Below are 22,743 nucleotides of genomic sequence, written 5' to 3' on the forward strand. Positions count from 1 at the left end.
TCTCGGGGGCCGGGTTCAGACGGACTGCTCGGTGGTCTTCGCCCGGCGCCAGGGGTGCAGCAGGGTGGCGCCGAGTTCACCGGTGGTGGGGAACGCGGCCGGGTCGGTGAGGCCGACGGCCTTCGGCACTCTGCCGGGCCGCCAGGTGAAGCTCCCGAACACGTGGTCCCAGAGCGAGAGGTCGGAGGCGTAGTGGCCGGCTTCGGCGAGGTCGGTGCTGTGGTGCAGGCGGTGGAGTTCCGGCCCGGCCAGGACGTGGCCGAGCGGGCCGATGCGGACTTCGATGTTGGCGTGGACGAAATACCCCTGAGCCAGGACGAATATTCCGACCACGAACACTGAATCCGGCGAGAATCCGATCAGCGCCAGCGACAGTTGGACCACGGACTGCGCGACGAACACGTCCAGGAAATGATTCACGCCGTTGTTCGCGACGTTCACCTTGTCCGGGACGTGGTGCACCCCGTGCAGCCGCCAGAGCCACCGGTTGCGGTGGGACCAGCGGTGCACGAGGTAGTCGCCGAGCGAGCCGACCAGCAGCGCGAGTGGGATCTCCATCTCGAACGGCAGCGCCGGATGGGCCGGGCCGAGCATCTCCACCAGCGCCGCCACCAGCCCCTGGGCCAGTGCCCCGCCGACCATGCTCAGCACGAAGTAGACGCTGTACCAGCCGAGTTCACGTCGACTCGGGTGCCAGTCGGTCCGGTACGGGATCACCCGTTCCAGGACCGCCAGATATCCGAGGACGGCGACCAGGAAGAGCGGGGAGACCCGGTCCGGCGCCCAGTGGAAGTGCAGGGTTGCGACGGCCGTGCACAGCACACCCAGGAGCAGTAGCGGATGGGCGAGCCGGCGGGCAATGGCTGACAGCACGCGCCCCCCGTTCTTCGCGGACTAACAACTGGAAACGTCAGAGACTCTAGCGGCAGACACGCGCCGTGACAGTCATTCGACGTGTTAACTCCATGAATGACCCGATCGGCGGACTATACGCTCACGAAGTTGACGTTTGTACGGCGCGAAAGGGGCGCATTTTCGAGAACGGCGGGAGTTGACGGTGTGACAGGACCGCTGTGCGGGGTGCCGGGCGCTGGCGCGCCCCCTCTCGCGCCGCCGCGCACGGCGCCCGATCCGGCCACATCGGACGACGGTCGCCGCCGGAGGGTCACGGAGCGCCGCCGGGTCAGGAGCGGGCCGGCTCCGCCAACCGGCGTGCGGCACGGGGCGCGTGCGCCGCGAGACGATCGCGCAGACCGCGCAGTTCGTACTCGACCAGCGCGGGCAGGGCCGTCGCGCCGGTCGCCTCCAGGGCCGGGCCGAGCAGGTCGACGGCCGCCGCCGGGTCGTGCGCGCAGACGTGGCAGTCCGCCGCCCGGACGGTGAAGAGGAGGCGACTGGAGGGAAGTTGGTCAGGACCGAGCAGGCCGAGGGCGGTCTCGGTGGCGTCCAGTGCCCGGCGGGCCAGCCGGGGGTCGTCGGTGGCCGCGGCGACGTCGCGCAGCGCGGCGGCCGCGGCGGACTCGACCCGCATCCGCATCGAGGCGATGGAGAGCCAGGGCACGTCGACCTCGTCCTGCGCGCCGATGTGGTCCAGGTGCGCCCGGGCCAGGCCGATCTGCCGGACGGTCGCCCGTACGTCGCCGGTGAGCGCGTACGCCCGGGCCCGGCTGATCCGTCCCATCGCCCCGGCCCAGTGCCGGCCCGGCGCGATCTGCTCCATCTCGCGGGCGTAGCCGAGGGCGGCGACCGGGTCCCCGTCCAGCCGGGCCAGGATGCTCATGTCGCTGAGCGTGCCGACCTGGGTGGCCTGGTCCGCGGCCAGTCCGGCCCAGGTGAGGGCGCGGTCGTAGCTGGCCATCGCGGTGGCGTTGCGGCCGTCCTGCATCCGCAGCGCGCCGGCCGCGTGGGCGTGCTCGGCGGCCAGCCGGACCAGCGGGCCGCGCTGCGCGGCGGGGGCGGTGGCGAGCCGGGCGAGCACGGCGCGCAGGGTGCGCTCGACGGCGGCGGCCAGGACCGGCCTGTCGCCGGTCTCACCGGAGCGCAGGTGGGCGGCGAGCAGCCCGGTCAGGGCGTGCGCGGTGACGGCGTCCAGCGGGCGGGCGGCGGCCCGGCCGCCGAGCGTCTCGGGGGCGCAGAACTCGGCGTGCAGATCGCCGAGTTCCCCGGGTTCCGGGACGGGACAGCCCTCGGCGCCGTGCAGCGGGCAGAGCAGGCCGTAGTCGGGCAGCCGCAGCGGAGCGGGGGCCGGCAGCGGGGCGGGCGGGCCGGACGGGGCCCCGCCCGGCAGCGGGGGCCGGAGCAGGGCGGGCGAGAAGGCGTTGACGTGGCAGAGTTCGGCGCTCTCGGCGCGCTGGCAGGCGGCGCTCAACTCACCGGCGGCACCGAGGAGGTCGTCGATCCGGTCGGCGGTCCTGGGGGTGACCCGGCGGGCACCGTGCTCGATCTTGCTGACCGCGGTGTGGTCGTAACCGATCCCGGCGCCGAGCTGCGCCTGGGTGAGGCCGGCCCGGCGCCGCCAGTGCCGCAGCCGGGCGCCGAACTCCCGCCAGGCCTCCTGGCCCCGGCCGGTCGGCGGTGCCGGCACCGCCGCCGCGGGGGCCACACGGTTGCGCTGCACGGCTGCCTCCCCGGGCGCGTCGTCCCCGGCCGCTCGCACGGCCGCCGACGATTCCAGTGGTTCCGACGACTCCGATGACGAGGACGGTACTCGATCGACACCCGCGCCGTACATGACGTGGTCTCAACCACCTGAGAAAAACCCCAGCTTGACGCAAAGAAGGGCCTGCCGCCTTGACGGAATTCGCCAAGTCCTTGCCTCGAGCGCACCAGGCATTGACCTGAGCATGACGTCGTGTGAGGGTTCGGGCACCCGAGCGCGGACGGCCCGCACGGCCGTCCCCCGGACGCGGCCCTGCGGTGCGCCACCAGTCCTGGTCGTCCGCGGTCGAGGACCCCCACACGCGAGGAGCCTCGATGCAACGCAGAGTTTCCGCACGCCGGCTGCTGACCACGGCGACCACCCTGACCGTACTGGCCGGCATGATCGCCGCCACCGCGGGCCCGGCCGGCGCCGCACCCGCCCCCTCCCCGACACCGCCCAGCGCCCTGGCCGCCGCGGTGAACGCGGCCGACGCCGCGGCCGCGGCCGGCCTGGACGCCCTGGCCAAGGGCCCCGACGAGACCTACGAACGCAAGGCCGTCACCCCGTGGGTGGGCGGTCTGTACTCGGTGGCGTACGAGCGCAGCTACCGCGGCCTGCCGGTGGTCGGCGGTGACGCGGTGGTCCTGGCCGACGGGCAGGGCAAGGTCCGTGCCCTGCAGTCGGCCGCCCCCGGCCCCGTCGGCGGCTCGGTCACCCCGCAGGTCGGCGCCGACCAGGCGGAGCGGACCGCCCGCACCGAGTTGCCCGCCGTGGACTCGGTGGAGTCCCGTCGCCTGGTCGTCCGGGTCAAGGACGGCAGCAGCCGCCTCGCCTGGGAGACCGTCCTCACCGGCCACCGGGGCAGCGCACCCAGCCGCCTGCACGTCTTCGTCGACGCGGCGACCGGCGAGGTCGTCGACCGCTACGACGACGTGCGCGCGGGCACCGTCAACAGCGAGTGGAACGGCCCCTCCCCGGTCACCATCAGCACCACCGGCTCCGGCGGCTCGTACTCGCTGCGCGACCCCAACCGGCCCGGCCTTTCCTGCTCCGACTACGGCACCGGTCAGGTGTTCTCCAAGTCGGGCGACTCCTGGGGCACCGGCAGCGCCTCCAGCAAGGAGACCGGCTGCGGGGACGCCATGTTCGCGGCCCAGAAGGAATGGGACATGCTCCGCGACTGGCTGGGGCGCAACGGGCACAACGGCAACGGCGGCAGCTGGCCGGTCAAGGTCGGCCTCAGCGACGTCAACGCCTACTGGGACGGCTCGACGATATCCATCGGCCACAGCCAGGCCAACAAGTGGATCGCCGCCATCGACGTCGTCGGCCACGAGTTCGGCCACGGCATCGACCAGTACACCCCCGGCGGCGCCAACAACGAGTCCGGCCTGGGCGAGGCCACCGGCGACATCATGGGCGCGCTCACCGAGGCCTACGCCAACGAGCCCGCCCCCTACGACTCCCCGGACTACACCGTCGGCGAGATGATCAACCTGGTCGGAAACGGCCCGATCCGCAACATGTACAACCCCTCCCTGGTGAGCAACAACCCCAACTGCTACTCGGCGTCGATCCCGCAGACCGAGGAGCACGCGGCGGCCGGCCCGCTGAACCACTGGTTCTACCTGCTCGCCGAGGGCTCCAACCCCGGCGGCGGCAAGCCCACCAGCCCCACCTGCAACAACTCCTCCGTCACCGGCATCGGGATCAAGGACGCCGGCCGGGTCTTCTACGGCGGCATGCTGCTCAAGACCAGCGGCATGACCTACAAGCGCTACCGCACCGCCACCCTGACGGCGGCGAAGAGCCTGGACGCGAGCTGCACCTTCTTCAACCGGGCCAAGGCCGCCTGGGACGCCGTCAGCGTCCCCGCGCAGAGCGGCGACCCGTCCTGCACGCCGTCCGGCACCAACGACTTCTCGCTCTCGCTCGGCCCGGCCTCCGGCTCCGTCCAGCCCGGCACCTCGACCTCGTCGACCGTGAGCACCGCCGTCACCTCCGGCACCGCCCAGACCGTCGGCCTGACCGCCTCCGGCCTGCCCTCGGGCGTCACCGCGAGCTTCAACCCCTCCTCGGTGCAGGCCGGTTCGTCCTCGACGCTGACCCTGTCCGCCTCTGCGGCGGCCGTGGCCGGGACGTACCAGATCACCGTCACCGGCACCGCAGGCGCCACCACCCACACCGCCCAGTACGGCCTGACCGTCGGCGGCGGGGGCAACCCCGGCGGGCCCGCGCCCGACATCGACGTCGCCAGGATCCAGGCCCACCTGTCCCAGCTGAACACCATCGCCAACCAGAACGGCGGCCACCGCCGGGCGGGCAGCGCCGGACACAGCCAGTCGCTGGCGTACATCAAGGGCAAGCTCCAGGCCGCCGGCTACAGCGTCACCGAGCAGACCTGCACCTCCTGCACGTACCAGTCCGACAACCTGATCGCCGACTGGCCCGGCGGCCCGTCCGACCAGGTCACCATGTTCGGCGCCCACCTGGACAGCGTCTCGGCCGGGCCCGGCATCAACGACAACGGCTCCGGCTCGGCGACCCTGCTGGAGAACGCGCTCGTGCTCGCCCAGCAGAACCCCAGCCTGACCCGGCACGTCCGGTTCGCCTGGTGGACCGGCGAGGAGCAGGGCATGCAGGGCTCGCAGTCCTACGTCGGCCGGCTGAGCTCCGCCCAGCGCTCCGCGATCAAGGCGTACTACAACTTCGACATGATCGGCTCGACCAACGCCGGCTACTTCATCAACAACCTCGACTCCACCGCCGCCGCGCCGATGAAGGCCTACTGGGACTCGCTGAACCTCAAGCCGGAGGAGAACGTCGAGGGCCAGGGCCGCTCGGACGACTACTCCTTCCAGCAGGCCGGCATCCCGACCTCGGGCTACGCGGCCGGCGCCAGCGACACCAAGACCTCTGCGCAGGCGGCCAAGTGGGGCGGCACCGCGGGCCGTTCCTACGACTCCTGCTACCACTCGTCCTGCGACACCACCGGCAACGTCGACGCGACGGTGCTCAACCGCAACGCCGACGGCGTGGCGTACACCATCTGGAAGACCTCGGTCGGCGGCAGCACGCCCACCAACGACTTCTCCGTCTCGGTGAACCCGACCACCGCCACCGTCAAGCCCGGTGAGACCGCCACCGCGACGGTCGCCACCTCGACCACCTCCGGCACGGCCCAGACGGTCAACCTGACCGCCTCGGGCGCCCCGGCCGGCGTGACGGTCGCCTTCAACCCGTCCTCGGTGCAGTCCGGCGGCTCGGCGACGCTCACCGTCGCCACCTCCGCCTCGACCGCCGCCGGCACCTACAGCATCACCCTGACCGGGACCGGCTCGGCCACCCACAGCACCAGCTTCTCCCTGGTGGTGGGCAACGGCCCGACCGACCCGGGCGGTACCTGGACCCCCGGCACCACCTACCAGGCGGGTGACGTGGTGACCTACGACGGGGTCGGCTACCGCTGCCTCCAGGGCCACACCGCCCAGGTCGGCTGGGAGCCGCCGATCGTGCCCGCGCTCTGGCAGCAGGTGTGATCAAGGTGTTCTGACACCCGGTGAAGCCGCTGCGCCGCGGTCCGTCGAGGGGACGGGCCGCGGCGCAGCCGTGTTGGGTCGGGGCGGGCACTCAGCCGGCGTGGAAGGCCACCCGGACACCGGCATCGACCGGGAGGACCAGCACGTTGCCGGTCTCCCAGAGCCATCGCCGCGGGATCAGGAACATCCGGTTGTCGGACTGCGCCAGCAGCCGCAGGCCCTCGTAGCGGTAGTGGAAGTGCGACCCGGCCCCCGCGTCCGGCAGTGGCGTCTCCCGCACCCCGGGCCAGTCCAGCGCGAGCGGCTCCGAGGTGTCGAGCAGGACGGCCGGCCGCACCTGGAGGTTGTGGGAGAGCGCTTCGGCGTCGGCCGCCCCCTTCTGCTGGGCGTAGCTGCCGACCGCCCAGTACGCGCACAGCGCGAGGATCGCCACCGTGACGCCCAGCGCCACCCGCTCGCCCGCCGCGGAGAACGGCGCGCCGGTGCCCCGCACGTACAGCAGCCGCGCCAGGAGGGCGAACAGCAGCCCGCCGCCGATCAGCAGTGGGGTGCCCATCGGGCCGGCGTCGATGACCTCGAACCCCGCCGCCAGGCCGAGCGCCAGCAGCGCGACCACCGGCAGGACGGCGGCGACGCACACCCGGCGCAGCACCCGGGAAGCGCCCGCACCGCGGCGGGCGGCGCCGGACACCAGCGGGAACGCCAGGGCCGCCACCAGCACCCCGCTGAGCGCGACCCCGACGGGCATGTAGAGCGCCGGGGAACTGCGCAGGAGCAGTTCCTGGGTGGAGAAGCCGATCGTCTCGGCGTCGATGCCGAAGTAGCCGTAGAGCGCGTCGGTGTAGGCGTAGCCGAAGAAGAAGAGCAGTGCGGTGACGAAGGTGGTCGGGGCGATCCAGCCCGCGAGCGTGCTGATCCAGCCGCGCCACGGGCTCGCGGCCGGCCGCTCCTCGGCTTCGGCCGGCCGCTCCTCGGCGTCGGCGGGCCGGTCCTCCGCTTCAGCGGGCCGGTCCTCGGCATCGGCGGGCCGGTCCTCCCCGGCAGGGCTCAGGGGGTGCTCCCGGTCCCGGTCCCGGTCCCCCCGTTGCCCTGGTACGGGGTTCCGCTCCCGCCGGGGCTCGTCGATCCGCCGGTCGGACCGGTCTTGCCGGTGGTGGGCACGCCCGGGCTGGGAGACGCCGTACCGGTGATCTCCCCCACGGCCTTGAGCTCCCGGCTCTCCCCTCCGATGGCCACCGTGTAGCAGATCGGTCGACTCGCTCCGCTCGACGTCGGGAGGGTGAACTCCAGCGGTTCGCTGCCGTGGTCGGTCACGGTCACCGCGGCCTGACTCGGGGTGGCGTGCTCGGCGTTGTGCGTGCAGTCGGTGACGTCACTGACGAGGGCCTGGACCGGTTTGGGCGAGGAGCTCCTCAACGTGACGACGGCCCTCTTGCCGGAACCCCGCGCACTGGCGGACACCGCGCCGGCGTCCTGGAAGCTCGCCTCGGTCTCGCGGGCCTTGGTCCGCTGGTCGTCGGGCTGGGGGCTGGAGGTCTGCCCGTTGCCGTTCTGGCCGTTGCCGTTCTGACCGGAGCCGCCGCCACAGGCCGCCAGGGCCGGTACGAGCAGGGCGGCCACCAGCCACCGGGCCGCTCGGCCGGTCGGGCCGCCTCCGAAGTGCCGGTTCCCGGGCATGCGTTCTCCCATCCGCGCAGCGATCAGGGCCGTTCGGCCCCGCCGCACGGTACTCGGACGGGTGCCGTGCGGCGGGGTGCCGCGCTGCCCGGGCCGCCGCCCGCCGCCCGGTCGGCGCAACCCGGGCCGGGGGCGCCCTGGCATAGAGTCGGTCGGCACGGACGAACCGTCAGCAGACCGGAAGGAAACACCCCGTGAGCACGGACACCCGCCCGGTACCGGAACTGGCCGCCGAGGTCGTCGAGCAGTGGCGGGCCGAGGAGGCCGAGCTCGTCGACCTGCTGGCCCGCACCCAGCGCGGCGTCGGTGGCGTCGCCGCCTTCCGGCTCGGCCCGACGCCGACCGTCCTGGTCACGGACCCGGCCGCCGTGCAGCACGTCCTGGGCCGCCATCCGGACCGGTACGTCAAGCGCTCGCACCGCGCCCGGATGCTGGTCGGGGACGGCGTGCTGTCCGCCGCCGGGGACGCCTGGAAGCGTCAACGGCGGCTGCTGCAGTCGCAGTTCACCGGCACCGGGATGCGCCGCTACGAGCAACGGATCGCCGCGGCGGCACAGCGCACCGCCGAGCGCTGGGCGGGGTACCGGCGCACCGGGGAGACCTTCGACCTCGGCGAGGAGATGCGCCGCTTCGCCCTGGACACCGTCTGGCGGGCGCTCACCGGGCTGCCGCTGGACGACCGGACGGACCACGAACTCCGGTCGGTGGAGCGGGTGGTGGCCGCGATGCCGAAACTGCCGACCGACGCGGCGGACGCCCGGGACGCCGTCGCCGGGGACCTCGCCCGGATCGACGCGGTGGCCCACGCGGCGATCGACGCGGCACGCTCGGCCGGCCCGACCGACGAGCCCGGAGTGCTCCGGGTGCTGGTCGAGGCGGGCGAGCGGTACCCCGAGTACACCGACCGGCTGATCCGCGACGAGCTGGTCACCCTGCTCGTCGCCGGCCACGAGACCACGGCCACCACGCTCACCTGGCTCTTCCTGCTGCTCGACCGCCACCCCGGGGCCCGGACGGCCGATCCGCAGGCGCTGGTGAGCGAGACCCTGCGGCTCTACCCCTCCGCCTGGCTGCTCCCCCGGCACGCCGTCGAGGACGACGTCATCGCCGGGCACCGCGTCGCCGCCGGGACGGACGTGCTGGTCTGCCCGTACCTCACCCACCGCGACCCGGCGCTGTGGCCCGACCCGGAGCGCTTCGACCCGGACCGCTTCGCCCCCGGCGCGGACCGCCCCGGGCAGCTCGGCGCGTACTTCCCGTTCGGCCTCGGCGCCCGCGCCTGCCTGGGCACCCAGTTCGCGCTGCGCGAGACCACGGCGCTGCTGGAACTCCTGCTGCCGATGGGGCCCCTGGCATTCCGCTCGCGGCCGGCGGGGGCGGCGTACAGCATCACGGTGCGGCCGGACGGGCCGACGCCGGCGGTGCTGGGCTGAGGCGGGCCCGAAGACGTGTGCAACCTTCCGGGCCCGCGCCGCATTGATCGGGTGGACCGGCCCGGCTGTCGACCGACCATCCGTCTCGGCATAGGCTGATCCGCGCCCGAACGGACTCTCGTCCGGCCTCGGGCCCGCGGGCCGATCCGCCGAATGGGACAGGCCCGCGGCAGACGAAGGATCGCAGGGGGGACGGAAGCGTGTTCGAGGAACACCGGGACAACAGGCACGAAGGTCATCAGGAGTACGACCAACTCGCCGATGACGACGTCGACTACGACCTCGACGGCCCGGACCGCGACGAGGACGGTGGCGGTGGGGGCCGGCGCGGCTCGACCGCGCGCCGGGTCGTGATGGTGACGGCAGGCGGGGTGTTCGCCGCCCTGCTGGCGGTCGGCGGCTACGGCGTCTACAACGTGCTGAACGCCGTGACGGACAACGACCCCTCCGTCGGCGGCCACCAGGGCTCCGCCACCGTGGCGAAGGCCCCGCAGGACCCGCCGACCGCCGAGCAGGCCGAGGCGGCGGCCAAGGAGTTCCTGGCGGCCTGGAGCCGCGGCGACATCGCCGCCGCGGCCGGCCTGACGGACCACCCGGAGAGCGCCCGCGCCGCGCTGGCCACGTTCCACGAGCAGGTGGGCGCCCGCTCGCTCGCGCTGACCAGGACGGGCCGCGCGCCGGCCGACACCCCGAGCGAGCCGGCCCTCGGCTTCCGGGTGAAGGCGGAGTTCGAGGGCATCCCGGACGCCTGGGAGTACGACAGCGTGCTGAGCTTCGTCCGATCCCAGGACGGGCGGCCCGTGGTGCGCTGGAAGCCCTCGGTGATCCACCCCCAGCTCGCCCCGGGCCGGACCATCGCGGTGAAGGCGCTGCCCAACGCCGTGTCCAAGCCCACCGACCGCAAGGGCCGGCCGCTCGACGCCTTCCCCTCGCTGCGCGCCGTCCTCCCCCAGATCACCCCGCCGGAGGGCAGCACCACCGCGCCCGGCCAGGCCGTGGTGCTCTCGGGCGCGGGCAGCGGCGCGGAGGCGGAGCAGCTGTTCGTGCTGACCCCGCCGACCGCCCCGAAGGTCAGGCTCACCCTGGACGCCGACCTCCAGCAGGCGGCCGAGGAGGCGGTCAAGCAGCAGTCGGCGAACGGCAATCCGGCCTCACTGGTGGCCATCGAGCCGAGCACCGGCTTCATCCTGGCGATGGCGTACGCCCCGCAGGGCGGCTTCAACCGCGCGCTCGCCGGCGGCCAGGCGCCCGGCTCGACGATGAAGGTGATCACCTCGGCCGCCCTGCTGGAGGCCGGGGTGAGCCCGGACACCGTGGTGCCGTGCAAGGCCACCACCAACTCCCCGCGCGCCTGGCACAACGACGAGCCCGGCGACTTCCCGTCCTACACGCTCGCCGACGACTTCTCCCACTCCTGCAACACCGGCTTCATCGACAAGGGCCTGGAGAAGCTCCAGCCCGGCACGCTGGCCTCGGTGGCCCGCGAGCAGTTCGGCCTCGGTCTGGAGTGGCACATCGGCGTCCCGAGCCGGGACGTCACCATCCCGCCGCCGGGGAACAAGGACGAGGCCGCGGCCGCGTACATCGGCCAGGGCCGGATCCAGGCCAACTCACTGGCGATGGCCTCGGTCGCCGCCACCGTGCAGAGCGGAACGTTCCGCCAGCCCGTGCTGCGCGAGGACGTGAAGCGGGTGACGGCGCCCGGCAAGCTCCCCGCCGACGTCGTCCGGGACCTGCGCGCCATGATGGCCAAGACCGCCACCCAGGGCACCGCCCGCACCCCGATGGCCGGGCTGTCCGGGCAGATCGGCGCCAAGACCGGCACCGTCGAGGCCGGCGGCCAGGCGAACAACAGCTGGTTCATCGCCTACCGCGGCGACCTCGCCGTCGCGGCCGAGGTCGAGGGCGGCGGGCACGGCTTCAGCGCGGCGGGAGTGGCGGCGGCGCAGGTGCTGAAGGCGGGCAACAAGGGCTGACGGCCCGCGGCCGCCTTCCCAGGCGGTCCGGCCGGCCGCCGACCTACGCTCCGGCGGGGGTCGGCGGCCGGTAGTCCGCCCCCAGGCCCATCCGGTCCATCAGGTCCCGCATCAGCATCTCGAACATCGGCTCCTGGTCGACGATCAGGGGCGCGAAGTGCGCGAACACCTCCAGCGCCACCTGGCCGTAGATCGAACGCCAGCTGGAGAGCATCACGACCACCGCGCCGAGCGGCATCTCCACTCCGGTCGCCGCACGGTACGCCGCCATCTGCTGCCGCAGCAGCGGCTCCAGTTCGTCGTCGGCCGGCACCGGGTAGGGGCGGGCGTTCCAGAGCTGCACGAACACCGGGCCCCAGACCTCGGAGAGCCGGCGGACCCAGTCGCTGCTCATGTCCGTCTGGGCGCCCGCCGCCGTGGCCGTCGGCGTGCCGAACAGCAGGTTGAACTCCTCGCGGTGGGCGAGCGCCCACTGGCGGAAGATCCGGGTGGGGGCGATCAGCCGGGCCGCGAAGTCGGTCTCGGCCTGCGCGTCGACCGCAGCCTGGAGTTCCAGCGCGAGGTCGGCGACGATGTCTCGGGCGGCGTGCCGGACGATGTCCGCCAGGTTCTCGAAGTGCCGGTAGAGCGCCGCGGGGGTCACCTGCACCCGCCGGGCGATCTCGGCGAGACTCAGGGCCTCCACCCCGCGCGCCGCGATGATGTCCCGTGCGACGGCCCGCACGTCCTCCGACATCTGGAGACGGAGTCGGTCGCGTCGCGTCAGCGTGTTCATCTTCCCGCTCTTCCCAGGCCCCGACGATCGCACGTTCGAATGCGTCGTATCCTACCGACCCCGGGTCTGACCCGGCGTCGGGGCGGCACCGATGTCGGGGCCGGACATGTCGCGGCGCTGCCCGGCCCCTGTTTCACCGTCAGGCCAGGCTCACCGCCACGGCACCGGCGGTGAGGTAGAAGAGCAGGAACAGCACCGGGATCCACAGCTCCACCAGCGTGAGCGGGAGGTACCGCCGGATCGTCTTGCCGTCCCCGAGCTCCACCCACTCGGCATCGTACGCGCGCGCTGGAAGCCGCTGCTCCAGTGCGTTGATCACCCGGTACTTGGCCCGGTTGAGCTGCCGGTAGGACGCGATCAGCAGGAACCAGGCCGCGCACTGCCCCACCGCCACCAGTCCGGCCACCACCAGCCCCCAGGTCGGCAGCCCCTCCAGCGCGCCGCCCCGGACCGCGCCGACCCCGGCCAGCAGGGCGGCGTTGACGGTCAGGAAGAAGGTGTTGGTCAGGCTGCGGCGGGCGCTGACCCGGTCCGCCATCTCCACGTACAGCTTGTACTGCTCCAGGACGGCCGCCTGGTACTTCTCGCCCGCCTCGTACTCCCGCGCGCCGACCAGGCCGTTCCACAGCCTCGCGTCGAGCGGGGTCGGTGGGTTCGGCGGGGCGGGCGGCGAGGCCGACTGGGTGGGCGGCGCGACGGCCTGCGGGACGGACGGCGGGACGGACGGTGCGACGGACGGCGGGACGGACGGTGCCTGGCCGGGGCTCACCACGCGGGCACCTCCGCCACCGACCCGTCCTGCGGCGGCAGTTCGCCCTCGACCTCGCGCACCCGGATGTCGACCCGGCCCGGCTTGGTCCGCGAGGGGCCGACCTCCTCGACGTCGACCAGGACCCGCCGGCCCTCCGCCAGCCTGCCCGCCTCCAGCTCCTCGCGGAGCGCGGGCAGCATGCGCCGCGCGTGCAGCAGCGCCGGCGTGGGCAGCTCGGGGTGGTCGTCCAACCTCACCAGGACGAAGGACTCGTTGACGACGGTGACGGTGGCCCCCTGCCGCTCCCCCGGCCGCGGGTAGTCCTCCAGCGACAGGGCCTGCAACGGAACGGCCGGGAAGGCGGCGGAGGTTCCGGCCGGCGGGTTCGCGGCACCGATCTCGATCCGCTGGCGCACCCGGTCGATCCACCGGATCACCACCTGCACCTCGTCGTTCTCCTTCAGCCCCGCCGCCTCGTGCGCCCGCATCCGGGAGCGGCCGCCCCCGGGCAGCTCGACCCAGACGCCCGCGTTGTTCACCTGGTAGACCCGCGCGGTGAACACGGCGCCGCGCTGGTAGGTCCGCTCCCAGCCGTCCCAGGGGTCCTCGCCCTCCTGCTGGGTGAAGACCAGCACGTTGTCCCGGTACACGAAGAAGCCGGGGTAGTCCCGACCGACGTGGAAGCGCTGCGACATGTGGTCCGGGATGGTCTCGTGGTAGCCGATGTCGCGCTTGTGCATCTCGGCGATCCGGCGCGGGTTGCGGAGGTCACGGACCCGGATGTGGTCCTCGCTGACCTCCTCCACCCTGGCTCTGGCGCGCTGGCGATCCTCCGGCGTGTACGGCCGCAGGTCCATCTCCGGCGCGCGGGGCTGCCGGCGCAGGGCCTCGATCTCCGCCTGCAGGCTCCTGCGCAGCTCGAACAGGCCCCGCACGCTCCACTCGTACCACACCACCCGGAACTGTCCCAGGGCGTTGCTGGGCACCTGGGCGCCCTTGTGCGCGATCACCACCAGCCGCTTGCGCAGGCACAGCGCCCAGGCCAGCTCCATGGCCACGGACGTCGACGGGACGGAGAGGTCGGCGACCACGATCCCGGCCCGGTCGATCCCGGCCCAGGCGACGTCCATCGCGCTCTCGGTGGTGCCGGGGACCTTGTCAGCGCGCTCGGCGCGCAGGTCCCAGTTCCTGATCCAGTCCTCGAAGTGTCCCTCGTACAGGTCGTCGAAGTTCTCCGTCCTGCCGTTCGGCAACTCCTTGTCCTCGTACGGCATCGCGAAGAAGACCATGTCCTCCTCGACCGACCCCTGTCGCCGCAGATCCAGCGTCAACTTCCCCTCCGGCTCCCCTGATGGTTCGTTACAAAGTAACGGGTGTTTACACCCTGGGGCAGGGGCAGCGCAACGCGGAGGGCGGCACTCCGGTGCGGCGCGACGCCCCAAGGCCGCCGCGGGGCCAACTCCCGTACACCGACGGTCCACTCGACACCACGTCGGCTCTTGGTAGCGTCGGCGGTGCCGCCGCGTCACCCCGGCGCAGCTCCACCGCCGAACGAGAGGGCGTCACATGGCCCCCAGGACGATCCGCCGAGCCGTCATCCCCGCCGCAGGACTCGGCTCCCGCCTCCTGCCGCTGACCAAGGCCACGCCGAAGGAGATGCTGCCGGTCGGCGACAAGCCGGTGATCGAGCACACCGTGCGCGAGCTGGTCGAGAGCGGCATCACCGACATCACCATCGTCGTGAACGGCGACAAGGGCCTGATCCAGGAGCACTTCCGCCCCAACCCCGTCCTGGTCGAGCAGCTGCGCCGGGACGGCAAGGCGGCCTTCGCCGCGGCGGTCGAGGAGGTCGGCGAGCTGTCCCGCAAGGGCCACATCAGCTACCTCTACCAGCACGGTCCTTACGGCAACGGCACCCCGGTGCTGAACGCCGCCCGCCACTTCGGCGACGAGCCCTGCCTGGTGCTCTGGCCCGACGACGTCTTCGTGGCGGAGGTCCCCCGCGCACAGCAGCTGATCCGGGCGTACGAGCAGACCAACGCGCCGGTGCTCGCGCTGATGCCGATGGCTCCCGAGGACTCCTACCGCTACGGCGTGCCGGTGGTGAAGGAGGACCTGGGCGGCGGCTCACTGCGGATCACCGGCCTGGTCGAGAAGCCGAAGCCGGCCGACGCGCCCTCCTCGTACGCGGCGATCGGCGGCTACGTGATCACCCCCGGCATCGTCGACGAACTGCGCGAACTCACCCTCCGGTGGCACGAGAAGCCCGAGGACGAGGTCTACCTGACCGACGCCATCAACGCCTACGCGGCCCGGCGGGCGGTGTACGGGCAGGTCATCGCCGGCACCTGGTACGACACCGGCAACCCCGCCGCTTACCTGCGCGCCCAGTTCGCCGCCGCGCTGGCCAACCCCGAGTACGGGCCCGAGCTGCGCCGGCTCGCCGCGGAGCTCTCCCCGGCGGCCGCCCGGTAGGGTCCGGGGCACGACCGTCGGCGCGCTGACAGGACAGCGGGGCCGCCACCGTGGTGGTGGCGGCCCCGCTCCGGTGGTGCTCGGTGTCACGAATGGAATCGGACGCGGACGATGAGGGCGTCGTCCGGCAGTTCGCGGAGGTACCGGTCCGCGAAGTCGAAGTACGCGTCGGCGGCGATCGGCTGCTGCGGCGTGGGGGCGTACTCGAAGCAGTCGGTCCACCGGCCGTCGAGGGTGACCAGGACGTTCGTGGTCCGGACCCGTACGGCGGCTCGATGTGCGTACTGCTCGCGGCTCTCGCCGAAGCGCCAGACGGGATCCGAGTCCCTGGTCCATGTCGGGGCGTTCGGGTCGGACTGCCGCCAGGCGACAAGAGCGCGCATGAGCGGTTGTTCCCTGAACGCCTGATAGGGCGAGCCGTCGGCGGGGGGAGCCGACGGGCCGCGTTCGGACATCGCCCGAAGGGAGCGCGCGGGCGGGAACCGCGCGGCGAACGCCGACCAGTCGTCCCACTCCCGGGCAGCGGCGACGGCTGCGGCCGTGCGCTCGGTGTCGAGGTCGAGGAGGCCTCGAGGTCCGCCGTCGCACCGGTGCGCCGGCGGCGCCGGGCGCGTGGAGCCGTCCAGCCAGACGGGGCTGCGGATCAGTCGCGGGTCGCTCTCATGACCGGAGCGGACGGCCAGGCCGTGCTCACCGTCTCCCCCGTAGATGTGCCACCAGTCCCATTCGCCCTGCCAGCGGCCGTCCACCGGCTGGGCGTCGTGCGCGAAGGGGGCGAGGGCCTCGGTGAGGGCGGCCCTCACCTCGTCGGCGGCCGTCCCGTCCAGGCAGACCGTGGCGATGTCCCTGGGCATGCTTTCTCCTTGTGCGGAAGGGGTGCTACGGCGGCCGCTGCCCGCCGCCGAAGCGGCGGGCAGCGGCCTGAGTGCGGATCAGGTCATCGGACCGTCCGGCAGCGGACAGTCCCAGCAAACATCGAAGTGGGAAGGGTGGTGGTGCCGACCGTGGTGCGGCTGGTGGTGTTCCCCTGCGCGTCGTACTGCGGGGTCAGGGTGCTGATGTAGGGCGGGCCGCTGGGCGCGTTCGCGCTGGAGGACCAGTGCTGGTTGGCCGCGTTGGCGCCGTTGCAGTAGTACAGCGCCAACTGGGCGCCGAGGTTGCCGTTCCACCCCGGGATGTCCAGGCAGAGCGAGGAGGCGCTGTGCACGAGGGCACCGTCTGCCCCGTCCTGCCACTTCTGGTTGTCGCTGCCGTCGCAGGTGGCGCGCTCGATGCCCCAGCCGACGAGACCGGCGGCGGGCCGCATGCACTTGCCGAGCGCATCGATGCCCGACCCGTCGAGCGGGGGCGGTTCCCCGTACGGGCCGGGCGAGGTGATCGTTACTGCTTGACAGGGTGCGTAATACTGTAACGCGCTGGCACCGGTACGCCCCCGGATCCCGGCCCGCGGGCCGCCCCGGATCCCTCTCCCCGCAGCTCGGAGCACCACATGCACCCCTTCCTCGACCACCCCGGGCCGCTCGCCTTCGCTCACCGGGGCGGTGACCTCGGGCGCCCCGAGAACTCGCTCGCCGCCTTCGAAGCCGCCGTCGCGCTCGGGTACCGCTACCTGGAGACGGACGTGCACGCGACGGCCGACGGTGTGCTGGTGGCCTTCCACGACTCGCGGCTCGACCGGGTCACCGACCGCACCGGAACGGTGGCGGAGCTGCCCTGGGAGGACGTCAGGCGGGCCCGGATCGGCGGGACCGAGCCGGTGCCGCTGCTGGAGGACCTGCTCGGCGCGTTCCCGGAGGCCCGGTTCAACATCGACGTCAAGGCGGCGCCGGCCGTCGGCCCGCTGGTCGAGGCGATCCGCCGGACCGACGCCTGGGACCGGGTCTGCGTCGGCGGCTTCTCCGACACCCGGCTGGCCGCCGTCCGCGCCGCCGCCGGCCCCCGGCTGGCCACCTCGCTCGGCCCGCGCGAGGTGGCCCGGCTGCGGCTGCGCTCGCTGGCGGAATCGTTCCTGCAGCCGTTCCTGTCCCAACGCCCCGGAGCGACGTTCGCCGGGCTGTGCGCCCAGGTGCCGGAGCGACACCGGGGCGTGCGGGTCGTCGACCGGGCCTTCGTCCGCACCGCCCACCGGCTCGGCCTCCAGGTGCACGTCTGGACTGTGGACGATCCCACACGGATCAGGGCTCTCCTCGACCTGGGTGTGGATGGCATCATGGCCGATCGCATCGACGTCCTGCGGGACGTCCTCGGCGAGCGCGGCTGCTGGACGGACGGCAGTACCGGCTCCAGCACGGTGATGGGAACCCCATGAGCACCACGAACTCGGCGACGCCCCTGCCGGACGACCCACCGACCGCCCCGGCCACGGCTGCCGCTGCCAGCACTGCCACCGCTGCCACCACCACTGCCACCGACGACGGACGGTCCCTGCGCCGGATGCAGTTCGGCTGGTACGTCAACGACTGGGCCAACGCCGCCTTCTCGGCCACCGTCCTGACGGTGTTCCTCGGCCCGTACCTGACCTCCGTCGCCAAGGACGCCGCCGACGCGGCCGGCAATGTGCACCCGCTCGGCCTGACGATCCGCGCAGGATCGTTCTTCCCGTACACGGTCTCGTTCTCCGTGCTGCTCTCGGTCGCCGTGATGCTGCTGACCGGCACCCTCGCCGACCGCACCGGGCGGCACAAGGAGCTGATGTGCGGCTTCGCGTACCTCGGCTCGCTCGCCACGATGGGGATGTTCTTCCTCCAGGGCGACCGCTACCTCCTCGGCGGCGCGCTGCTCGTCGTCGCCAACATCTCGTACGCGGTCTCGGTCGCGCTCTCCTACGCCTACCTGCCCGGCCTGGCCTCCCCCGACGAGCGGGACAAGGTCTCCTCCAAGGGCTGGGCCTACGGCTACGCGGGCGGCGGACTGCTGCTGATCGCCAACCTGGCGCTGTTCCAGGGCCACGACGCGTTCGGCCTGGACTCCGGCACCGCCGTCCGGATCTGCCTCGCCTCGGCCGGCCTGTGGTGGGCGCTGTTCACCGTCGTCCCCCTGCTCCGGCTGCCCTCCCGCGCCGGCGTCGCCCCGGTCGTGGCCACGGCGACGGCGACCGAGGACGGCAAGCCCACCGCCGGCAGCCTGCGCGAACTCGCCCGCACCCTGCGCGGCATGCGCGAGCACCCGCTCACCCTGCTCTACCTCGCCGCCTTCCTCTGCTACAACGACGGCATCCAGACCGTCGTCTCCCAGGCCTCGCTCTACGGCAGCGAGGAACTCGGCATGGAGCAGACCTCGCTGGTCACCGCCGTGCTCCTGGTCCAGGTCGTGGCGATCGGCGGCGCCCTGCTGCTCGGCCGGATAGCCCACCGCTACGGCGCCAAGCGGACCATCCTCGGCTCCCTGGTCGGCTGGGTCGTCACCCTCGCCCTCGGCTACTTCATGCCCGCCCACCAGCCCGCCTGGTTCTACGTCCTGGCCTGCATGATCGGCCTGGTCCTCGGCGGCAGCCAGGCCCTCTCCCGCTCCCTCTTCTCCCACCTCATCCCGCCCGGCCGGGAAGCCGAGTACTTCAGCTTCTACAAGGTCAGCGACCGCGGCACCAGCTGGATGGGGCCGCTCGTCTTCGGCCTCGCCTACCAGCTCACCGGCAGCTACCGCTCGGCGATCATCTCCCTGCTGGTCTTCTTCGTCATCGGTTTCGCCGTGCTGCTCAAGGTGCCGGTCCGCCGCGCCATCGAGGCCGTCGGCAACCCGGTGCCCGAGCGGCTCTGACGGCGCGACGGCGACACACGACGGCACGCACGACGGCACGGGCCCGGCTGCTCCCGACGGATCGGAGGAGCGGCCGGGCCCGGTCCGTGCACGGCCTCGTCAGCCGGTGATCATGGTCTTGCCGCCGATCGTCTTCCAGCCGCCCCAGGTCTGGCCCGGGCCGGCCTTGTACGACGCGTAGTTCAGGGCGCCGTCGTCCCGGCCGGTGGCGAAGAGGTTCATGACTCCGGCCGTGGCGTTGAACGTCGCGGCCGGGAACCGGCCGGCGGTGAACTTCCAGTCCCCCATGGAGGTCCAGGGCCGCCACGGCTTGCCGTCGGGCACCCACTCCGTGCGGGCGAGGATGCCGCCGCCGTCGACCGCGAACAGCTCGAAGCCGCCGGTCGCGGGGTCGAAGACGGCGGTCGGCGAGCCGGCGAACTGCTTGCCCGGGATCTCGTACCAGCCGCTCCACTCGCCCATGCCCGGCGTGAAGTAGGAGTGCGCGACCACCCCGTTGTCCTTGGTGGCGAAGACCTCCGCGGTCCTGGTCACCGGGTTGTAGGCGGCGGTCGGGCTGCCGGTGAACTTCACCTCGGAGTGCAGCGTGCTCCAGCCGCGCCAGGGCTTGCCGTCGGGCAGCCAGTAGGTCTGGGACAGCACGCCGTTGCCGCCGATCACGAACAGCTCGATGCCGCCGGTGGCGGGGTTGTAGACGGCGGTCGGGCTGCTCGCGAACTGCCAGTCGTTGATGTCGTACCAGCCGCTCCACGCCGTCATGCCCGGCTTGTAGTACGAGTGCGCGACCACCCCGTTGGCCCTGGTGGCGAAGACCTCCGCGGTCTTCGTCGCCGGGTTGTAGACGGCGGTGGGGCTGCCGGTGAACTTCCGGTCGGGGGTGGGCTTGAGGTCCTGGGCATACCACCCGCGCCAGCCCTTGCCGTCCGGCATCCAGTACGTCTGGCTGAGCACGCCGTCGGTGCCGACGGCGAACAGCTCGGTGCCGCCGGTGGCGGGGTTGTACAGCGCGGCGGGGACGCTCGCGAACTCCCAGTTGTCGGCGACCTGCTCCCAACCGCTCCAGGTCGTGCCGTCCGCGCTGGAGGAGGACACCACGTGGCGGTTGCCGTCGACGGCGAAGACCGTCGTGATCTTCCGGACCGGGTCGTAGACCGAGCTGCGGGCCGGCGGGTTGGCGGTGACGCTCTCCCACCAGCCGTCGCGGACCTGCTGGATCCACCCGCCGAGGTCGTCGACGCGCGTGTCGTACGCGCCGGTGCGGGTCTCGGTGGCGGGCACGCCCAGGCAGCCGCCCTGCCAGGAGCGGGACGCGACGGCGACCAGCTCGGCCTTGCCGTTGACCTCGCGGATCGCCGGGGCGCCGGTGTCGCCCTTGCAGATCGCCGCGCCACCCGTGCCGGTGGTGCCGACGCCGGTCGGGCTCACGGTGTCGAGGCTGAAGGAGCCGGCGTGCAGCTTGGCCGGGACCCACTCGTCCTTGGTCCGCCCGAAGCCGGGCACCCGCAGCGTCTCCCCGGCACTGGGGGCGGTGGTGGCGACCGCGACCGGGGCGACGCCGTTGACGGGCGCGGCAAGGCGGGCCAGCACCAGGTCGCGGTCCTGACGCGGCGCCAGCTCGGCGATCTCCACCGACCTGTCGCCGACGGTGGCGGTGGTCTTCCACTTCGGCACGCCGGCCGCCAGCGCCTGCGGCTGCGCGGGGTCGTCGGCGAAGCAGGAGGCGGCGGTGAGCACCCAGTAGCGGTCCACCAGCGCACCCGTGCAGGCCCGCGCGTTGTCACCGATCACCAGGCGCGCGGTGAAGGCGTAGGAGCCGTCGGCGGCCGCGTCGCCGACCACGGCGCCGGCCGGGGAGAAGGTGCTCAGCGTGCCGGCGGTCGCGGCAGCGACCAGCACACCGGCCCGCCAGGAACGGGGCTGGGACTTGCGGGACATGAGGGGGTTCTCCTGAAACTTTCGGAACTGACGGCGCCCCGCGAGTACGCGGGGCGCCGCTCGGTTTCTCCGGCGGCAGGGGCGCCCGGAGCGCCGCCTGCTGCTCTCGCTAGAGGGAGCTGGTGATCACGGTTCCGGTGTGGTTGCCGGGGATCGCGGTGAGGTTGAGGTCCTCGGAGGCGCTCCATCCGCCGTCGGCGTGGCGGGCGGTGAGCAGGACCTTGTTGTCGTTGGTGGTGACGGCGAACACGGCGTCGGTGTCGACGGTGGCGGCGCTGATGCCGGTACCGGTGACGTTCCCGACGACGCTGCCGAGCGACCTGACCGGCTGCCAGCTGCCGCTGGCGTAGCGCATGGTGTGGTACTGGCCGTCGCTCGCGATCAGGGCGAGGTTGAGGTCGTCGTTCTGCCGGGTGACGGCGACGGCGCTGACCGGCGCGGTGGCACCGGCGGCCTCGGCGACCGAGCCCCAGCGGGACCAGCTTCCGGAGGCGAAACGGGCCGTGTGGTAGACCTTCCCGCCCGACACGGCGGCGATGTGCAGCTCCCCGCCGGCAGCGCCGGCGGCGGAGATGGACGTGATCCCGGTGAGCGGACCGGTCGCGTCGGTGACCAGCTTGAACGACGTCCACTGCCCGTTCGCGGAGCGGACGTTGTGGAACAGGTAGCCGTCCGCGACGACGACCACGTGCAGGTCACCACCGACCGAGGCGATGGTCACCTGGGTGATGTTGCCCAGGTCGGACACCGTCGTGTTCAGGTCCACGAACTTCTGCCCCCAGCCGCCGTCGAGGTTGTGCACGGCGTAGTGCAGGTGCCCGTCACCACCGAGCGCGACCACATAGGTGTCACCGTTGATACCGACCGAGGACGCGGCCCGCACACCACCGATGTTCCCGGCCACGGCCTGGACGTCCTCGAACGGGGTCCACGAACCGTCGTACAGCCGGGACGCGAAGAACAGGTTCGCGTCGCTGCGCACCAGGGCCTGGGTCTTCCAGCCCACCGCCGTCGCGCGGACCTGCTGCACCCAGCCGGCGACGTCGTCGGTGCGGGAGTTGACGGCGCCGGTGCGGGTCTCGGTGGCGGGCACGCCCAGGCAGCCGCCCTGCCAGGAGCGGGAGGCGACGGCCACCAGCTCGGCCTTGCCGTTCACCTCACGGACCACCGGCGCGCCGGTGTCGCCCTTGCAGATCGCCGCACCGCCGGTGCCGGTGGTGGCGACGGTGGTCGCGCTCACCGAGTCGAGGCTGAACGCGCCGGTGTGCAGCTTGTTCGGCACCCACTCGTCCTTGGTCCGCCCGTAGGCGGGCACCCGCAGCGTCTGCCCGGCGACGGGCGCGGCGGTGGCGACCGGCAGCGTGGCGACGCCGTCGACGGGCGTCGCCAGACGGGCCATCACCAGGTCACGGTCGGCACGCGGAACCAGCGCGGAGACCTCCGCCGACTTGCCGCCGACGGTCACGGTCGTCTTCCACTTCGGCGCACCCGCCGCCAGCGCCTGCGGCTGCGCCGGGTCGTCGGCGAAGCAGGACGCGGCGGTGAGCACCCACGAGCGGTCCACCAGCGCACCCGTGCAGGCCCGCGCGTTGTCACCGATCACCAGGCGCGCGGTGAAGGCGTAGGAGCCGTCGGCGGCCGCACCGCCGACCACGGCACCGGCCGGGGAGAAGGTGCTCAGCGTGCCGGCGGTCGCGGCAGCGACCAGCACACCGGCCCGCCAGGAACGGGGCTGGGTCTTGCGGGACATGAGGATTCCTCTTCGAGTCAGTAAGGAGCAGCCCG

The 22,743-nt window shown here is 72.9% G+C and carries 17 protein-coding genes; 6 read left to right on the top strand and 11 right to left on the bottom strand.

All coding sequences use genetic code 11. The annotated features are described in order from the left end of the window. Positions 1 to 15: 15 nt before the first annotated feature. Positions 16 to 873, bottom strand: coding sequence for a sterol desaturase family protein (locus ACWDBE_RS03750; RefSeq protein ID WP_449807121.1), 858 nt, complete (start codon positions 871 to 873; stop codon positions 16 to 18). Between the two features lie 310 nt (positions 874 to 1,183). Further along, the gene (locus ACWDBE_RS03755; protein ID WP_449807122.1) at positions 1,184 to 2,617 is read right to left on the bottom strand and encodes a helix-turn-helix domain-containing protein; all 1,434 of its coding nucleotides are present in this window, start codon (positions 2,615 to 2,617) and stop codon (positions 1,184 to 1,186) included. A 356-nt stretch (positions 2,618 to 2,973) separates the two neighbouring features. On the opposite strand from ACWDBE_RS03755, the gene ACWDBE_RS03760 reads away from it, so the two are divergent. Continuing rightward, positions 2,974 to 6,180, top strand: a complete 3,207-nt coding sequence (locus ACWDBE_RS03760) for a M28 family peptidase (RefSeq protein WP_449807123.1) — start codon at positions 2,974 to 2,976, stop codon at positions 6,178 to 6,180. A gap of 91 nt (positions 6,181 to 6,271) precedes the next feature. On the opposite strand, the gene ACWDBE_RS03765 is transcribed toward ACWDBE_RS03760, so the two are convergent. Both ACWDBE_RS03765 and ACWDBE_RS03770 read right to left on the bottom strand, forming a co-directional pair. After that, positions 6,272 to 6,928, bottom strand: a complete 657-nt coding sequence (locus tag ACWDBE_RS03765; protein WP_449807124.1) for a hypothetical protein — start codon at positions 6,926 to 6,928, stop codon at positions 6,272 to 6,274. 299 nt (positions 6,929 to 7,227) lie between these two features. After that, positions 7,228 to 7,857, bottom strand: coding sequence for a hypothetical protein (locus tag ACWDBE_RS03770; protein WP_449787677.1), 630 nt, complete (start codon positions 7,855 to 7,857; stop codon positions 7,228 to 7,230). 194 nt (positions 7,858 to 8,051) lie between these two features. Here ACWDBE_RS03770 and ACWDBE_RS03775 point away from each other — a divergent pair, with 194 nt between their 5' ends. After that, entirely contained in the window at positions 8,052 to 9,290 is a 1,239-nt protein-coding gene (locus tag ACWDBE_RS03775) for a cytochrome P450 (protein ID WP_449787678.1), read from the top strand. A gap of 200 nt (positions 9,291 to 9,490) precedes the next feature. Continuing rightward, entirely contained in the window at positions 9,491 to 11,266 is a 1,776-nt protein-coding gene (locus ACWDBE_RS03780; protein ID WP_449807125.1) for a penicillin-binding transpeptidase domain-containing protein, read from the top strand. Between the two features lie 43 nt (positions 11,267 to 11,309). On the opposite strand, the gene ACWDBE_RS03785 is transcribed toward ACWDBE_RS03780, so the two are convergent. From ACWDBE_RS03785 to ACWDBE_RS03795, 3 genes are all read right to left on the bottom strand, one after another. Then, on the bottom strand, positions 11,310 to 12,041 hold the full coding sequence (locus tag ACWDBE_RS03785) for a TetR/AcrR family transcriptional regulator (protein WP_449787680.1): 732 nt from the start codon (positions 12,039 to 12,041) through the stop codon (positions 11,310 to 11,312). A 139-nt stretch (positions 12,042 to 12,180) separates the two neighbouring features. Beyond that, positions 12,181 to 12,810 carry a RipA family octameric membrane protein gene (locus ACWDBE_RS03790; protein ID WP_449807126.1) on the bottom strand — a complete coding sequence of 210 codons (630 nt, stop codon included), beginning with the start codon at positions 12,808 to 12,810 and terminating at the stop codon, positions 12,181 to 12,183. Next, positions 12,807 to 14,123 (bottom strand): hypothetical protein, encoded by a 1,317-nt coding sequence (locus tag ACWDBE_RS03795; RefSeq protein WP_449807127.1) that lies wholly within the window; start codon positions 14,121 to 14,123, stop codon positions 12,807 to 12,809. The genes ACWDBE_RS03790 and ACWDBE_RS03795 overlap by 4 nt, the downstream gene beginning before the upstream one ends. 235 nt (positions 14,124 to 14,358) lie before the next feature. Between ACWDBE_RS03795 and ACWDBE_RS03800 the strand changes: the two genes are divergently transcribed. Beyond that, a complete protein-coding gene (locus ACWDBE_RS03800) occupies positions 14,359 to 15,267 on the top strand; it encodes a UTP--glucose-1-phosphate uridylyltransferase (protein WP_402399100.1) in 909 nt (302 codons plus the stop codon). An 86-nt stretch (positions 15,268 to 15,353) separates the two neighbouring features. On the opposite strand, the gene ACWDBE_RS03805 is transcribed toward ACWDBE_RS03800, so the two are convergent. Beyond that, positions 15,354 to 16,121 carry a hypothetical protein gene (locus ACWDBE_RS03805; RefSeq protein WP_449807128.1) on the bottom strand — a complete coding sequence of 256 codons (768 nt, stop codon included), beginning with the start codon at positions 16,119 to 16,121 and terminating at the stop codon, positions 15,354 to 15,356. A gap of 83 nt (positions 16,122 to 16,204) precedes the next feature. Further along, complete coding sequence (locus ACWDBE_RS03810) at positions 16,205 to 16,573, bottom strand: hypothetical protein (RefSeq protein ID WP_449807129.1); 369 nt, start codon at positions 16,571 to 16,573, stop codon at positions 16,205 to 16,207. A 183-nt stretch (positions 16,574 to 16,756) separates the two neighbouring features. Here ACWDBE_RS03810 and ACWDBE_RS03815 point away from each other — a divergent pair, with 183 nt between their 5' ends. Together ACWDBE_RS03815 and ACWDBE_RS03820 are read left to right on the top strand one after the other, a co-directional pair. Further along, the gene (locus tag ACWDBE_RS03815; protein ID WP_449787685.1) at positions 16,757 to 17,575 is read left to right on the top strand and encodes a glycerophosphodiester phosphodiesterase; all 819 of its coding nucleotides are present in this window, start codon (positions 16,757 to 16,759) and stop codon (positions 17,573 to 17,575) included. Continuing rightward, on the top strand, positions 17,572 to 19,023 hold the full coding sequence (locus tag ACWDBE_RS03820; protein WP_449807130.1) for an MFS transporter: 1,452 nt from the start codon (positions 17,572 to 17,574) through the stop codon (positions 19,021 to 19,023). Before ACWDBE_RS03815 ends, ACWDBE_RS03820 begins: the two co-directional genes overlap by 4 nt. A gap of 99 nt (positions 19,024 to 19,122) precedes the next feature. On the opposite strand, the gene ACWDBE_RS03825 is transcribed toward ACWDBE_RS03820, so the two are convergent. Beyond that, entirely contained in the window at positions 19,123 to 20,958 is a 1,836-nt protein-coding gene (locus ACWDBE_RS03825) for a trypsin-like serine protease (protein ID WP_449807131.1), read from the bottom strand. Between the two features lie 109 nt (positions 20,959 to 21,067). Further along, entirely contained in the window at positions 21,068 to 22,708 is a 1,641-nt protein-coding gene (locus ACWDBE_RS03830; protein WP_449807132.1) for a trypsin-like serine protease, read from the bottom strand. Positions 22,709 to 22,743 lie beyond the last annotated feature (35 nt).

This window comes from Kitasatospora sp. NPDC001132, from assembly GCF_053598415.1.